The organism is Methylobacterium mesophilicum SR1.6/6 (assembly GCF_000364445.2).
In the GTDB taxonomy this organism is placed as follows: domain Bacteria; phylum Pseudomonadota; class Alphaproteobacteria; order Rhizobiales; family Beijerinckiaceae; genus Methylobacterium; species Methylobacterium mesophilicum_A.
In genome coordinates this window covers 2,952,879-2,967,617 of sequence record NZ_CP043538.1, presented here as the reverse complement: position 1 = coordinate 2,967,617, position 14,739 = coordinate 2,952,879, and the positions used below count along the sequence as shown (strand labels likewise).

The following is a 14,739-nucleotide window of genomic DNA, read 5'->3' as shown; positions in this document are numbered from 1 at the left end:
AGGGACGGTCAGGGGGAGACACGCATGCGCATCCTCGTCGTCGAGGACGATCACATCCTCTCGGACGGGCTTAGGGCGGGGCTCGGCCTCGGCGGGGCGACGGTCGATTGCGTCGGCACCTGCGCCGATGCCGAGGCGGCGCTGGACACGAGCGCGTTCTCGGCCATCGTGCTCGACCTGATGCTCCCCGACGGCTCCGGCCTCGACGTGCTGCGCGGCCTGCGCCGGCGGAAGGACCGGACGCCCGTCGTCCTGCTCACGGCCCTCGACGCGGTGGCCGACCGGATCGCCGGCCTCGACGGCGGCGCCGACGACTATCTCGGCAAGCCCTTCGACCTCGACGAACTCTCGGCCCGCATCCGCGCGGTCGTCCGCCGCGCCTCGGGGCGGGCCGCCGCCGCCCTAGAACATGGGGGCATCCATCTCGATCCCGGCAGCCTTGCCGTCACGGTCGATGGCGTGCCGGTCGGCCTGTCCCGGCGCGAGGTCATGGTGCTGGCGGCCCTCATGGAACGCCCGGACGTGCTCCGCTCCAAGGCCGAGTTGGAGGAACGCCTCTACGGCTGGCAGGAGGAGGTCGAGAGCAACGCCGTCGAGGTCCACGTGCACAACCTGCGCGCCAAGATCGGCAAGCAGGCCATCGAGACCGTGCGCGGCCTCGGCTACCGGATGAGGGCGCCGGCATGACATCCCTGCGCGTCAGGCTCTTCGCGATCCTGCTCCTCGCGACCGGGCTGATCTGGCTCAGCGCGGTCGCCTGGATCTACCTCGGCTCGAAGCGCCAAGTGGAGCAGGTCCTCGACAATCGCCTGCAGGAAGCCGCGCGCATGGTCGGCTCCCTCGTGGGCGCGGTGGGCGGTACGGCCCCCGACGGAACACCGTCCACCTTCCCGGCGCCGACGGCCTACGAGCGACAGCTCTCCTGCCAGATCTGGTCCCTCGACGGGCGCATGGTCGCGCGGTCGAGCGGGGCCCCGGAGCGGCGCCTGACCGATGCGCCAGCCGGCTTCTCCGAGCGCGAGGTCGACGGCGAGACCTGGCGGGTATTCACGGTCGAGGATGCCGAGAAGGGCGTGCGCGTGATGGTCGGCGACCGCCTGGGCCTGCGTGAGCGCCTCGTCACGGACCTCATCATGGGCCTCGTCACGCCCGCGCTCCTCGTCGTGCCGTTCCTCGGGATGCTGATCTGGGCGAGCCTCGGGCGGGGCCTGCGCCCCCTGCGCCGGATGGCCCGCGACCTCGCGGGCCGCGACGCGGACGACATGAGCGCCATCGACGCCGGGCGGGCGCCCGCGGAGGTCCGGCCGCTGGCCGACGCCCTGAACGGCCTGTTCCTCAAGGTCGAGGCGGCGCGCCGGCACGAACGAGAGGTGACGGCCTTCGCCGCGCACGAGCTGCGCACACCGCTGGCCGGGCTGAAGACCCAGGCCCAGGTCGCGATGGCTACCACCGACCCGGACGTGGCCAAGGCGGCTTTGCGCCAGATCCTTGCGGCCGTGGACCGCACCACCCGCCTCGTCCGGCAATTGCTGGACGCGGCCCGGCTCGACGCGGCCGGAGAGATGCCGGCCCTGGTCGAGGTCGATGTTGGGGCGCTTGTGGCCGAGACCGTCGACGGGATGCGGGTGTCGCCGGGGGTCCGCACCCTGATCGACCCGGTGCTGCGCGGCTACACCCTGCGGGCCGATCCCGAAAGCCTGCGCTTGGCGGTGCGAAACCTGCACGAGAACGCCGTGCAGCACATGGAGGCCGGCACTGTGGAATGGCTGGCGCGTCCCGGTGGAGAGGGCGTCCTCGTGCGCGATGAGGGGCCCGGGATTCCAGCCGAGGAACTGCCCCACGTCACGACGCGCTTCTTCCGCGGGCGCCACAAGAGCGCGACTGGGAGCGGTCTCGGCCTCGCCATCGCCGAGATGGCGTCCCGCCGGAGCGGGCTGAGCCTCAGGCTGCGCAACCGGCAGGACCGCCCGGGGCTTGAGGCGGAGATCGTCCGCGCCTGACGCGGTCAGCCGAGTTCCGGGCAGAAGATGTCCTTGAGCGTCGCAAGCACGCGAGCGGCGCGGGGATCCTCAAGCCGGTAGTGGAGCGTCTGGCTCTCGCGGCGGTAGGCGACCAACCCGTCCTCGCGGAGCTTGGCGAGATGCTGCGACAGGGCCGATTGGCTGAGCTCGACCGCTTCGGCGAGGCTCGTCACGTCCATCTCGCCACGAGCGACCAGCAGGCACAGGATCATCAGGCGTTTCTCGTTGGCGAGGAGGCGAAGCAGGCGCGCCGCGTCGGCCGCTTTGTCCTGCAGGTGTATCAGGTCGGTAGGCGTAGCGGCGTCCATCAGTCCGTGTCTCAGAATGCCACGCCTATCTAATTAGGCGATCCTAATATAAAGTCACTGGAGGAGCCGAGGTTGGTCTGAACGCGTCTTCGCTAACAACCGACCCGGACGTCGTCGCACATGCCCACGCGGACCTCGACACGTCTCATTCCGATGTGTGGGGGGATCGCTTGCGGCAGGCACGAGCGTGCCTTCGTCATCGACGCCCCGTTTTGGCAATGGCCTTTCAGGGCGGGTTGGGAACTACACGTCGAGCGATGGAAAATTCATCTCCATTAGTTGATCGATTGCTGTACATCCACTTTAGATGATCTGCCAGCGGTCAATATAACTGCTTCGCGCCAAATCATTCCAAATTAAAATGCGGTGTGATATGGTTGTTGTGGCCCTGGCGGTTGTGGGCGATGCTTTCGGCCACCTTTGCGGATCTAATTGTGATCTTCGCCAAGTTGGCATCGAGAGCATCAATTCCGACTTCGCCACCTTCTTCCGCGCGGCCGTCATACTCCTCGCCCTCAGTGCCATCCTGATGGGCACGGGCCAGTGGCAACCGGTCGGGTCGGTCTCGGCTAGGACCTAACTGTTCCTGGTGCTGTCGGGCCTCGCGACCGGTGGCTCATGGATCTGCTACTTCCGCGCCCTCAAACCCGGCGAGGCCAGTCGCATCGCCCCGGTCGATAAGCTCAGCGTCGTGCTGGTGGCCATCTTCGGGGTCGTCCTCCTCGGCGAATGTCTATTTGCGCCGAATTGGCTCGGTGTTGCCTTGATTGCCGCCGGGGCGGCGTTGGTAGCCTATCGAGGATGATGCCTGGGGGCGAGTAGGCGTTGTCGCGCCTCTTGGTGCAACGGCTCGAACCGGGACGAACCGACCGATGCGCGTGCTGTTGATCGAGGACGACCGGATGATCGGCGAAGGGCTGTCGCGGGGCCTCGCGGCCGAGGGCTATTCCGTCGATTGGGTGCGCGACGGCGCCGCCGCCGAGACCGCCTTGCTCAACGGTGGCCATACGCTCGCACTGCTCGACCTCGGCCTGCCGGGCAGGGACGGACTCCGGGTCCTTCGATCCGCCCGGGCGGCCGGGATAGACACCTCGGTCCTTATCATCACGGCGCGGGATGGCCTCGAAAGCCGCGTCGCCGGGCTCGACCTGGGGGCGGACGACTACTTGGTGAAGCCGTTCGAGATGCGCGAGCTGCTCGCCCGGATGCGGGCCATCCTGCGCCGCCAAGCCGGGCGGGCGAGCGCGCGGCTCGTGGCCGCCGAGACCGAACTCGACCCGGAGAGCCACGTCCTGTCCCACGCCGGTACCGTCGCGGTCCTGTCGGCGCGCGAATACGCCCTCATGTACGCGCTCATGGAGCGACCGGGGCGCATCCTCTCGCGGGCGCAGATCGAGGAGCGCATCTACGGGTGGGGCGAGGAGGTCGAGAGCAACGCCGTGGACGCGATCATCCTCACGATCCGCCGCAAGGTCGGAAAGGGCGTGATCCTCAACGTCCGCGGCGCAGGTTGGATGGTGCCCAAGCCATGAGGGCCGCCTCCTTGCGCCGCACGACGCTCGGCTGGATGACCGCCCTGCTCGCCGGAATCGGCTTAGCCGCGATGGTCGCGGCCTATGCCCTCGCGCGGATCGAGGCGGCCGATTTCCTCGACGGGCAGTTGCGGCAGGTCGCCCTCAACGCGGGTCCCGGGCTCCCGGACGCGGACGCGCCGCCCGCCGCCGACCGGGACCCGGAGGACCAACTCGCCGTCACCATCTGGAAGGACGGGCAAGTCCTGCGCGGCGACCGCGGCGTCGACGTCCGCCACCCCGGCCGCACGGGATACGCGAACATCGTCATGGGCGGCGAGCTCTGGCGCACCTACACGACCGCCAACGGCACCACGACGGTCCGGGTCGCCCAGCGCGACGTCGTGAGGGCCGAATTCGCGCGCAATGCGGCGCTCGGCGCCGTGGCCCCCTTGCTGCTCCTCGTCCCGCTGTCGTGGATCGTCGTCGGCTGGGCGATGAACCGGGCGCTCGGGCGGCTCGACGGCTTGGTGCATGACCTCGCCGGTCGCGGCGCCGCAGCCCAAGGGCCCCTGCCGACGCGCGGCGTGCCGACGGAACTCGTGCCGCTGGTCGAGGCCATGAACGGGCTCATCCTGCGCCTGCAGGCCGCCCTCGCCGCCCAGAAGCGGTTCGTCGCCGACGCCGCGCACGAGCTGCGTACGCCTCTGGCAGCGATGCAAATCCAGATCGACTCCCTCCAAGGGGAGCGTGACGACCGAGGCGAAGCGCTCGCAGGTGGCGTCCGGCGGGCGAACCGGCTCGTGGAACAGCTGCTCCGTCTAGCCCGGCTCGACGACGGTGCCGAGGCCCGTCCTGCATCCGTGGACCTCGGCCAACTCCTGCTCGACTGCGTCGCCGATTACGTCGTGCTCGCCCAGCGTAAGGACATCGACCTGGGTGTGCATGTCGAGGCGCCCGCGACGCTCCGCGGGTCGGAGGACGAGGTCCGCGTCCTGTTCGCAAACTTGGTCGACAACGCCTTGCGCTACACGCCGCCGGGCGGGCAGGTCGACGTCCGCTTGATGAACCGGGACGGTGCGTGCGTCGTCACGGTTCTGGACACCGGCTGCGGGCTGCCACCCGGAAGCGAGGGCCGCCTCTTCGACCGCTTCTTTCGGGCCGCGCCGCCGGACATCGAAGGCACGGGGCTCGGGCTCGCCATCGCCCGCCGCATCGCGGAGCGTAACGGCCTCGGCCTGACGGTCGAAAACCGGCGGGACGGGCGGGGAACCCTCGCAACGGTCAGACTGCCTGTCTAAGGCCGAGCCCGCGGCTCCTCCGGACGAAGCTCATTCTGTCCTCATTCTGGCTCGCTATCACCGAGCCCGACCACGACGGACGGGAGACGGGAATGAGCGAGATCCAGCGCCAGATCCTGAACAAGGTACCGGAAGTCACCGCGGCCTTCTGGGTGATCAAGATACTCTCCACGACCGTCGGCGAGACCGGCGCGGACTATCTCGCGATGAACGTCGGCCTGGGTGCCGCCGTCACCGCAATCCTCACGGCCGGCCTCCTCGCGGCCGTCCTCGCCCTGCAGGTGCGCGAGCGGCGCTACGTGCCCTGGACCTATTGGTCGACCGTCGTCCTCGTCAGCGTGGTCGGCACGCAGGTCACCGACATCCTGACCGACAAGCTCGGCGTGAGCCTCTTCGTCGGCACCGGCGTGTTCGCGGCCGCCCTCGCCGCCGTGTTCGCCCTCTGGTACGCGACCGAGCGGACGCTCTCGATCCACGCCATCGCGACCCGGCGCCGCGAGGCGTTCTACTGGCTCGCCATACTCCTGACCTTCGCGCTCGGCACGGCCGCGGGCGACTTGGCCACGGAGGCGCTCGGGCTCGGCTTCAATCTCGGCGTCGCCGTCTTCGGCACGATCCTGGCCGCCCTCGCCCTCGCCTGGCGCCTCGGCGCGAACCCGGTGACGACCTTCTGGCTCGCCTACATCGTCACGCGCCCCCTCGGCGCATCGCTGGGCGATCTGTTGTCGCAGGCACGGGAATACGGCGGCCTCGGCTTCGGCACGGCCTCCACCAGCCTCGTCTTCCTCGTCGTCATCGTCGTCCTGGTGACGTCCCTGAGCCTTGTCCCCGTTTGCCCGGGCGAGCTGGCCGGACAGCGGCGGGCCTGACCGTCCGCCGCCTCCCCATCCTCCAGTCCTTCCAACGCCGCGCGACACGGAACCACCGGCCATGCGAAAAATCCTCCTCGCCGCCATCGCCGCGACGGTCATCGGCGCCACGGCCGCCCCCCTGGGCCTGCTGGCGATGCAGGATGCCGCCGTAGGAGCGACGCCCACCATGATGGCGGCTTCGAAGCTCGGCGACCTCTCCAAGTTCCGGACCATCGTCGTCGACGTGAAGGCGATGACCGACCGGGGCGACCTCGCCGCCGCCAAGACGCGCATCAAGGACCTGGAACTGTCCTGGGACGCGTCCGAGGCCGGACTGAAGCCGCGAGCCGCCGCCGACTGGCACGTGGTGGACAAGGCCATCGACCGCGCCCTCGACGCGCTGCGAGCGTCGAACCCCGATCCGGCCGCCTGCCGTCGCGCGGTCGACGACCTGCTCGCCATCATCGACCAGGCCCACACCGCTTGAAGCAGCCCTCGCTTTCCCACGGCAGCCCGATGCAGCAGACCGAGCGACCCGGACACGTCGAACCCGCCAAGGTGCCCGAAGCCACAGCCGGGTTCTGGGCCATCAAGATCGTGGCCACGACCCTGGGCGAGGTCGGCGGCAACGCCGTCACGTTGACGCTCGGCCTCGGCTATCTCGCCGGCACGGCGATCTTCGGGGCCGCCCTGGCGGTGCTGCTCGCCGCACAGGTCAGGGCGGACCGCTTCCAGCCGCTCCTGTACTGGGCCGTGGTCACCGCGACGACGCTCGCAGGCACGACCCTCGCCGACTTCTGCGACAGGTCCCTCGGCATCGGCTACGCGGGCGGGTCCCTGGTGCTGCTCGGATCGGTCGTCGCGACCCTGATTCTGTGGAAGCGCACGCTCGGCACGGTCGCCGTGGAGACGGTGCGATCCCCGCGGGCCGAAGGTTTCTACTGGGCCACGGTCATGTTCTCCCAGACGCTCGGCACCGCGTTGGGCGACTGGATGGCCGACGGCAGCGGGCTCGGGTACAACGGGAGCGCGCTCCTCATCCTCGCCGCGCTGGCCGTGGTCACGGCCCTCCATCTGCGAACGCGCGTTCCCAGGCCGATGCTGTTCTGGACGGCGTTCGTCCTGACGCGGCCGCTCGGCGCAACCCTTGCCAACTCCCTCGACAAGCCGGTCGCTTCCGGTGGTCTGGGCATCGACGACATCACGATCTCCGGCGTGCTCGCGCTCGTCATGGTTGGGCTCGTCCTCCTCATCCCGCAGCGTGCCGGTCGCCGGGCGGCCTGCGCCGACGCGCCGTGAGGTTTCCCCTCGAAGAAGGAGCAGGTCCGATGGACGACCGTCACGAACGCACTTTGAGCAAGGTACCCGAGGTCACGCTGGGCTTCTGGACCATCAAGATCCTGGCCACCACGCTCGGGGAGACCGGCGGCGACACCGTGACCATGACCCTCGATTGGGGCTACCTCGCCGGCACCGCCCTGTTCGCCGTGCTGCTGGTCGGGCTCGTGGTCGCCCAGATCATGTCGAGGCGGTTCCACCCGGCCCTGTACTGGGCGACCATCGTCGCCTCGACCACCTTCGGTACGACGATGGCGGACTTCGCCGACCGGTCGCTCGGCATCGGGTACACCGGCGGATCGACCCTCCTACTCGCCTGCCTCGCGGCCGTGCTCGGGCTCTGGTACGCGACCGAGGGGACCGTGTCGGTGGACACGGTGTCGACCCCGCGGGTCGAGGCGTTCTATTGGGGGGCGATCACCTTCTCGCAGACGTTGGGCACCGCGCTCGGCGACTGGCTCGCGGACACCGGCGGCCTCGGCTACGAGGGCGGGGCCCTCGTCTTCGCTGCGGCCCTGGCGGTCGTCGTCTTCCTCTACTACCGGACGCGGGTCTCGCGGGTCGGCCTGTTCTGGGCCGCGTTCATCCTCACCCGCCCCCTGGGCGCGACGGTCGGCGACTTCCTGGACAAGCCGGCCAGCGCCGGCGGCATGCACCTCAGCCGGCCCCTGGCCTCTGCGGTGATCGCGGCTTTCATCGTCGCGCTGATCGTCCTCCTTCCCCAGAGGGCGGGGCGGCATCCGGGAGAGGGCGTACAGGCGTCGCGATGACCCGAAAATTTCCGTGTGGGCGCCGAACGGCCGGGGATCTCTGCGACCGCCAGCGCGCCCGTGGGGTCGGCTCCACGAAACACCTCCGTGATTCAGCGCAGGACCGCCCGTTCGGAAAGGTGAAACACGCTCCAAACCGTCGGCGCGGCGGGAGACAACCTGAGATGGCTACTTCACAGGCCTGCGCCGCCGTGTCATCTCCGCGGCGTTCCAGCAGTTCGACCGTGACCACGGCATTCCAAGAGTCGACCCCCAATGCCCGATGCAGCGACGACCGGACGTTTGCCAACCGCGGCCGGCCCGCGCCCGGGCGAGACGAGCCAGAGCCTGCTCCGGAGCTTTCGCGCGAACGAGCTCTTCATCGCGGTCGTCGGACCGGGAGGTTCCGGGGCAGGCCGGGCCGCCCAGATCGTCAAGGAATTCCTCGAAACGCAGTCGGTCGGGGACGGCGGATACGAGGTCCGCATCGTCAAGGCGAGCGCTGAGATCAAGGCTTGGGCCAGGAACAACGGCCGCGACCTCGGTCCGGCCGGCGGTCGCAAGACGCTCGCCGGCGTGGTTCACATGCAGGACCTGGGCGACGCGATGCGGCTCGCGTTCGGCGACAACGCCGCGGTCGCACGCGCCGTCGTCGCGCGCATCCGGGCCCTCCGCGCCGAGGCGAGCGGCAGGCCGGAGGGCGAGATCGACGGCAAGCCCCGTGCCTACATCATCGATTCCCTGCGCCACCCCGCGGAGGCGCACCTCCTCCGCAGGATCTACCAGGACGCCTTCACGCTCGTCGGCGTCGTGTGCGACGACGATGCCCGCCACGGCCGGCTGACCCGTGAGCTGTTCGACTTCAATGACAGGGGCCGGCAGGAGACGCGCCGCGCCGTCACGGCCTTCATGGATCGCGACGGCGATGCGCCGGAGAGCCACGGCCAGCACGTGGTCGACACCTTCCACGAGGCGGATTTCTTCGTCGACAACTCGAAGGATGCCGGCGACGATCCGAAGAACACCGGGATGAACGAGCCGCTGCGGCGCTTGGTGCGGATCCTGACGGCGTCGGACGTCATCCGACCGAACGTCGCCGAGACGGCGATGCATCAGGCACATTCGGCCCAGCTGAGGAGCGCGTGCCTGTCGCGGCAGGTCGGGGCGGCGCTCGTGGACGCGAAGGGGAACATCGTCGCGACCGGCACCAACGACGTGCCCAGGGCGGGCGGGGGGCTTTACGGGACCGATCTCGACGGGGAGGCCTCCGACCATCGCTGCGCGTTCCGGCCGGACAAGTTCTGCAGCAGCAACCGCGAGCAGAACGAGATCATCGGCGAACTCATCGACAAGTACCCCGCCCTGGCCGAGGGTCGGGAGAAGAGCCAAGCGGTGGCCGAGCTTCGGCGCACGAAGATCGGCGGCCTGATCGAGTTCAGCCGGGCGGTCCACGCGGAGATGGACGCGATCCTGACCGCCGCCCGGACCGGCACCTCGCCGAGGGGGTGCCGGCTCTATGTCAGCACGTTCCCCTGCCATTACTGCGCCCGACATATCGTCGCCGCCGGTATCGACGAGGTCCAGTACATCGAGCCCTACCCAAAGAGCCGTGCGATCAGCCTTCATTGCGACGCCATCACGACGGGTGTGGACGGCTGGGAACCGCCCTCGGGCGTACAGGGTTCGGGATCTGTCGGCCCAGCACGGCCCGGTGTCGCGGCCCCCGCGGCCAATGCCAAGGTCCTGTTCCACCCGTTCGTCGGGGTCGCACCGAGGATGTATGCCCGCGCGTTCCTGAAGGACCGTGACTACAAGGACAAGCTGACCGGGGATTATCGGGTCGGCGAGCCGGTTTGGGGTGGTCACTCAGAAGCGCTGCGGGTACATTATCTGGATCTCGAATCGGGCTTGGGAGCGCTGCAAGCGTGAGCAAACCACTCCTCCGCCTCGTCGAGACAACGTCCTGGGAAACCGAGGGTTTTCCCGGGCCGTCCGCGCCGGTGCGGCAGCTCTCGCTCTTCGACCATCGTCCCGTTCGCCGGATCTCGTGCCTGCCCATGGCCGACGTCCACGGCGTGACGTTCACGCGCGCGGTTTCCATGAGCCGGCACGCGCTTGTGGTCGACGCCCGGCTCTACCCTTACTTCGACCTTCCCGGGCTGAGCAGGCCGTCGGTCTTCCGCCTTTTCGACGATCTGTCGTGCCTTTACGTGCACGCGCCGATCGACCTGCGTCCGCCCAGGGACCAGTCGGCCCGGTGGCATCGGCGGCAATCCGTGCGGGAGGCGATGGCGCGCGTCGTCGGCCAGGACGGCGCCCCGGGTCGGTCGTCGACCATCGTGTTGGTCAACCGCATCCCCGAGGTCGATGTCCTCGACGAGACCCTGCGCGGCGTTGTCGGCGACGGGGAACATGTCTGGAAGGTCCAGCCTCACGACGCGCTCGTCCTCACCGGAAACGGCGGATGAGCTGACCCAGGCGCCCCGAAACGCGCCGGACGGATCGTCGAGGCGATGCCGGTGCCGTCGCCCGGTCCGCCGACTTTCGACGCCCTCATGTGGGTGACGACCGGGAGCGGTACCGCAGCCCTGCCGCCCCATCGACGCAGCCATGGTTGGGACGGGACTGGGCGGGGCCAGCGGTTCGGCACATCCCGACCAACTCGCGACGCGGTCGCCTTTTCAAGCAATAAGTCGGGCTTGACCGGGACCCGCCAGGGCCGAATTGCGAGTTCCCTCAACGCCCACTCAATGAGCCAAAGGTCCACGTAAAAGATCCTTCGACTTTGTTCGCTCAGCGATTTAGACGGCATAGGGTGTGGACGGCCGCGTGGCAGGACGGATGCGGCTCGTCTCGACGCGGCGACCGCGTATAGTGCGACATGGCTTTCCGTCCCGGCGAAAGGGTTCGTCCGCAGCTCGCCCTGAACGCGATCCGCGTCCTCACGCCTCCGGGAACGATCCCGGCTTCGGTGGTCCAGTTCGACCGCGCGCTGCTCCACGCCTATCTCGACCGGCCGGAGAACGACGTGTTCGCGACGCGGCACGGCGAGACGGACATGGCTGTGGTGCCCCTTACCTCCGGGGCGAACCTCCCGACGGACAGGATGGGACTGCCCGCGGCCGAGCACCTGCGGCTCGTGTCGGCGCTGACCCGCGAGGCGGTCTTCCGTTTGCTCGCGGCTTCCCCGGAGGCAGACCTCCTGATCCGCAGGAGGCCGCCGACCGTCGCCGGCAAGCGGGAGAACGTCCTCGCGGAGGACATCGGCCTGCCCGATTGGCTGAAGAAGCGGCTCGTCCTGGAGTTCGACACGCGCATCCTGCAGCCGCCCCGGGGCGACGCATACGTCGTCCTGACCTGCTCGAAGCGGCTGCGCACGACCATCGACGCGTCTTGCCGGACGCTTCTCGAACTCGGCGTGCCGCTGACCGGTGCGGCGGTCTCGTCCTGGCGCGAGGATCCCGACCCGAAGGTATCGCGGCGGCTCGCATACGCCGGCCGTGTCGTCGAGGTCGGGCAGGATACGCTGACGCTGGACGATCACGGGGCGGGCCCCTCGGTGGTGTCGAGCGAAGACGTCTTCCTCGAACCCACGCGAGCCAACTTCAACAAGGTGGTCGAGGTGATCACGCAGGGGAACTCCGAGCGTGCTTTCAAGGCAGTCCAGAAGGCCGAGGCGGAGTGGCATGGCGGCCGGCGGACCATCGAGATCGTTCACGGGGTGCTCAACCAGCTTGGGAACCGGTCGATGGTTTTGGCCGACGGCGTCCCGCTCCGCCTCGGAGGACTGATCGACCAGGCCGTCGACTCGGACGCCTTCCCGCCCGCCGAGGCCGTCTGGAGGCCGAAGCTGTCGTTCGACCCGGTCCATTCGCCAGAGACCTCGAACAGCTGGAAACAGCAGAGCCTGGACCGTACCGGACCGTTCGACCGGCAGACGTTCGAGACGAAGCGGCCGCGCATCGCGGTCGTTCACCAGGCCGGCCGTCGCGAAGAGGTCGCCGCGGCCATGCGGGATTTCCTGCACGGCAGGCCCGACATCGCGAGCGACACGGGCCTCGTCCCCCACGGCAGCGGGCTGCTCGGCCGGTTCAGGCTGCACGAGCCCGAGGTCCGTTACTTCGAGGCCGCCGGCCGTGGCGGCCCGGCCTATGCCGACGCCGCGCGGTCCGCCCTCAGGGACGCGGCGTCGCGCGACGAGCCTTGGGACCTCGCCATGGTGCAGGTGGAGCGGGCCTGGCAAGACCGGCCGCACGCCGATAGCCCGTACTGGATGAGCAAGGCGACGTTCCTCAAGCGGGACGTGCCCGTCCAGGCGCTCTCGACCGAGATGCTGGGCCTCGACGCGTTCGGCTACGCGAACGCGCTGGCCAACATGAGCCTGGCGACCTACGCGAAGCTCGGCGGAGCCCCCTGGCTGCTATTCGCGCGGTCGCCGACCGATCACGAACTCGTCGTTGGGCTCGGGTCGCACACGGTCAAGGAAGGCCGTCGCGGAGCGGGCGAGCGGTTCGTCGGCATCGCGACGGTCTTCTCCAGCCAAGGCCACTACTTCTTGGACGCCCGGACCGCGGCCGTGCCGTTCGAGGCCTACCCGGCCGCGTTGAGCGACAGCATCGTCGACGCCATCAAGCGCATCGGCCGGGAGGAGGCGTGGCGTCCGGGCGAAGCGGTCAGGCTCGTCTTCCACGCGTTCACGCAACTCAGCCGAGAGACGGTCCAGGCCGTCGAGAGGGCGGTCGCCGGGATCGGCGCGACAAACGTGAGCTTCGCGTTCCTGCACGTCGTCGAAGATCATCCGTTCACGATGTTCGACCGCGCCTGGCCCGACGGAAAGGCGACGTTCGCCCCGGAGCGGGGGCAAGCGCTGCGGTTGAGCGAGAGGGAATGGCTCCTGACGCTGACGGGGCGTAGGGAGGTGAAGTCGGCCTCGCACGGCCTGCCCGGCCCGGTGCTCCTCCGCCTCCACGACAGCTCGACCTATCGGGACATGCCGGTCCTCGTGCGCCAGGCGTCGGATTTCGCGTTCCATTCCTGGCGCTCGTTCGGGCCGTCCGGCCTGCCCATCCCGCTCGTCTACGCCGACGAGATCGCCAAGCAGCTGTCGGGCCTGGAGCGGACCCCCGGTTGGGACACGGATGCCGCCGAGGGCGGCCGCGTCATGAGGAAGCCGTGGTTCCTCTGAGCGACGGGCCCGGTATCGCCGACATCCGAGCCGGCCTCGCCTCCGCCGCCCGCGGAGCCGACGCGTCCCCCCTCGCGCAAGCCTTTCGGGCCTGGGTCCTCGGGGTTGCGGGTCCGATGGGGGATCTCGCCGCAAAAGCCGCGATGGCGTTCGAGTTGCCCGGCGGTCGCTCCGCCTGGCACGTCGCGATCGTCGGCTACGCCGCGACCGACCCACGCTTTGCCGAAGCGTTCTCCGAGATGTTTCGCGAAGGGGTCGGGTGGCTCGGCAACCGGACCTGGTTCAGGCCGCACCTGCCGCCGACCCTGGAGGCCGACGGCCTGTCCGCCCTCGGCCTCGCGCTGGGCGTGCACCGCTTGCTCGACCGCCGAGAGGCCGAATGGCTCGGCGTGCTGGTCGTGCGAGGCGCCTCGGCCGCGGGGCTCTCGGAATTCAACCGTTCTTTGATGGTCGCGGCGGCGCACATCCTCGAAGCGCCGGCCCGCCGCGACCTCGCGGCGATGCTCCCGGAGGCGAGGGTCGCGCTCGCGGACCTCGGCGTCGTTCCGGCCGACCCGGAATGCGGGCAGCCAGCTTGGCGCAATGCGTTGCGCTACGAACTCGGCGCGGGCGACCAAGCGCAGGCTTCGCTGACGCTCCGGGCATTCGATGCCCTGTGCGAGACCAACATGCCGGCCCGCCTCGGGCGTCTCGAACCGGAGGACGTCCTGCGTGTGCTTCAGGGCGTCGAGCGGTCGCTGAGGCTCTGGACCTTTGAGGAGCGACCGCGCACGCCCCGGTCGCCGATGGTCCGGTGGGACATCGAGAACGAATACCACGTCCAGAACTTGCTTTGGGCAACCCTGGCGCCGCTCTTCCCGGATCTGAACGCGGAGGAATATACGCCCCCGGTGGGACACAAGAACCCACGTATGGACCTGACGGTGCCGAGCCTGGGCTTGGTGATCGAGGTGAAGTTCGTCCGCCCCGGCGTGTCATTCGCGAAGATCGTCGAGGAAATCGCGGCCGACGAGGCGCTCTACCGCGTCGATCCGAAATGGCGTGTCCTGATCCCGTTCGTATGGGACGATTCGTTCCGCACGGAGGAGCACCCGAAGCTGATCGAGGGTCTCCGCAAACTGGAGATGGTCCACGACGCGGTCGTTGTCCCGCGCCCAGGCAAGATGGCGAGGGAAGCCCCGACCCGCGCGCGTTCCGGGAAGACGGGAGCCGGTCGGTCTCCGCATTCGGAAGCCTCCTAGACCGCGCGCGCCCATTCGCCATTGGTTCCGGATGAGGTCGACTCACTCAGTGAGACCCGGGAAACGGAATAGGGGTGCCACATGGTCTTGTGGTGAGAGGCCCGGATCGCGTCGAACGGCGCGGCTGCGACCGTTGTCGGGCGGGTCACACGAAGGGCTCCCTTCGAGCGCGTTGCAACGCCCGAAGGAGTGACATGGGACGGTCGGGCCTCAGATCGATCTCGCTACGCATGC

At 69.2% G+C, this 14,739-nt stretch carries 13 protein-coding genes and 1 pseudogene; 13 read left to right on the top strand and 1 reads right to left on the bottom strand.

Annotated elements, in window-relative coordinates; all coding sequences use genetic code 11:
* Positions 1-24 precede the first annotated feature (24 nt).
* Together MMSR116_RS14100 and MMSR116_RS14095 are read left to right on the top strand one after the other, a co-directional pair.
* A complete protein-coding gene (locus MMSR116_RS14100) occupies positions 25-687 on the top strand; it encodes a response regulator (protein ID WP_010682488.1) in 663 nt (220 codons plus the stop codon).
* On the top strand, positions 684-2,000 hold the full coding sequence (locus MMSR116_RS14095; RefSeq protein WP_010682489.1) for an ATP-binding protein: 1,317 nt from the start codon (positions 684-686) through the stop codon (positions 1,998-2,000). Before MMSR116_RS14100 ends, MMSR116_RS14095 begins: the two co-directional genes overlap by 4 nt.
* 5 nt (positions 2,001-2,005) lie before the next feature.
* Here MMSR116_RS14095 and MMSR116_RS14090 read toward each other — a convergent pair whose 3' ends face one another.
* Positions 2,006-2,329, bottom strand: coding sequence for an ArsR/SmtB family transcription factor (locus MMSR116_RS14090; protein ID WP_010682490.1), 324 nt, complete (start codon positions 2,327-2,329; stop codon positions 2,006-2,008).
* 404 nt (positions 2,330-2,733) lie between these two features.
* Between MMSR116_RS14090 and MMSR116_RS14085 the strand changes: the two are divergent.
* The 11 genes and pseudogenes from MMSR116_RS14085 (at position 2,734) to MMSR116_RS14035 (ending at position 14,505) form a co-directional block, all read left to right on the top strand.
* Positions 2,734-3,134: pseudogene (locus tag MMSR116_RS14085) on the top strand (EamA family transporter).
* Positions 3,135-3,201: 67 nt separating this feature from the next.
* A complete protein-coding gene (locus tag MMSR116_RS14080) occupies positions 3,202-3,861 on the top strand; it encodes a response regulator transcription factor (protein WP_010682491.1) in 660 nt (219 codons plus the stop codon).
* Complete coding sequence (locus tag MMSR116_RS14075; protein ID WP_024827717.1) at positions 3,858-5,141, top strand: sensor histidine kinase; 1,284 nt, start codon at positions 3,858-3,860, stop codon at positions 5,139-5,141. Before MMSR116_RS14080 ends, MMSR116_RS14075 begins: the two co-directional genes overlap by 4 nt.
* 92 nt (positions 5,142-5,233) lie before the next feature.
* Positions 5,234-6,010 carry a COG4705 family protein gene (locus MMSR116_RS14070; RefSeq protein ID WP_010682493.1) on the top strand — a complete coding sequence of 259 codons (777 nt, stop codon included), beginning with the start codon at positions 5,234-5,236 and terminating at the stop codon, positions 6,008-6,010.
* Positions 6,011-6,071: 61 nt separating this feature from the next.
* Positions 6,072-6,479 carry a hypothetical protein gene (locus MMSR116_RS14065; protein ID WP_010682494.1) on the top strand — a complete coding sequence of 136 codons (408 nt, stop codon included), beginning with the start codon at positions 6,072-6,074 and terminating at the stop codon, positions 6,477-6,479.
* Positions 6,480-6,508: 29 nt separating this feature from the next.
* Positions 6,509-7,291, top strand: coding sequence for a COG4705 family protein (locus MMSR116_RS14060; RefSeq protein WP_010682495.1), 783 nt, complete (start codon positions 6,509-6,511; stop codon positions 7,289-7,291).
* 29 nt (positions 7,292-7,320) lie between these two features.
* The gene (locus MMSR116_RS14055) at positions 7,321-8,100 is read left to right on the top strand and encodes a COG4705 family protein (RefSeq protein ID WP_010682496.1); all 780 of its coding nucleotides are present in this window, start codon (positions 7,321-7,323) and stop codon (positions 8,098-8,100) included.
* A 282-nt stretch (positions 8,101-8,382) separates the two neighbouring features.
* Positions 8,383-10,008, top strand: coding sequence for an anti-phage dCTP deaminase (locus MMSR116_RS14050; RefSeq protein ID WP_244625663.1), 1,626 nt, complete (start codon positions 8,383-8,385; stop codon positions 10,006-10,008).
* A gap of 128 nt (positions 10,009-10,136) precedes the next feature.
* Positions 10,137-10,547 (top strand): hypothetical protein, encoded by a 411-nt coding sequence (locus MMSR116_RS14045; RefSeq protein WP_010682498.1) that lies wholly within the window; start codon positions 10,137-10,139, stop codon positions 10,545-10,547.
* Positions 10,548-10,960: 413 nt separating this feature from the next.
* Complete coding sequence (locus MMSR116_RS14040; protein ID WP_010682499.1) at positions 10,961-13,264, top strand: hypothetical protein; 2,304 nt, start codon at positions 10,961-10,963, stop codon at positions 13,262-13,264.
* The gene (locus tag MMSR116_RS14035; protein ID WP_010682500.1) at positions 13,252-14,505 is read left to right on the top strand and encodes a hypothetical protein; all 1,254 of its coding nucleotides are present in this window, start codon (positions 13,252-13,254) and stop codon (positions 14,503-14,505) included. Before MMSR116_RS14040 ends, MMSR116_RS14035 begins: the two co-directional genes overlap by 13 nt.
* Positions 14,506-14,739: the final 234 nt, after the last annotated feature.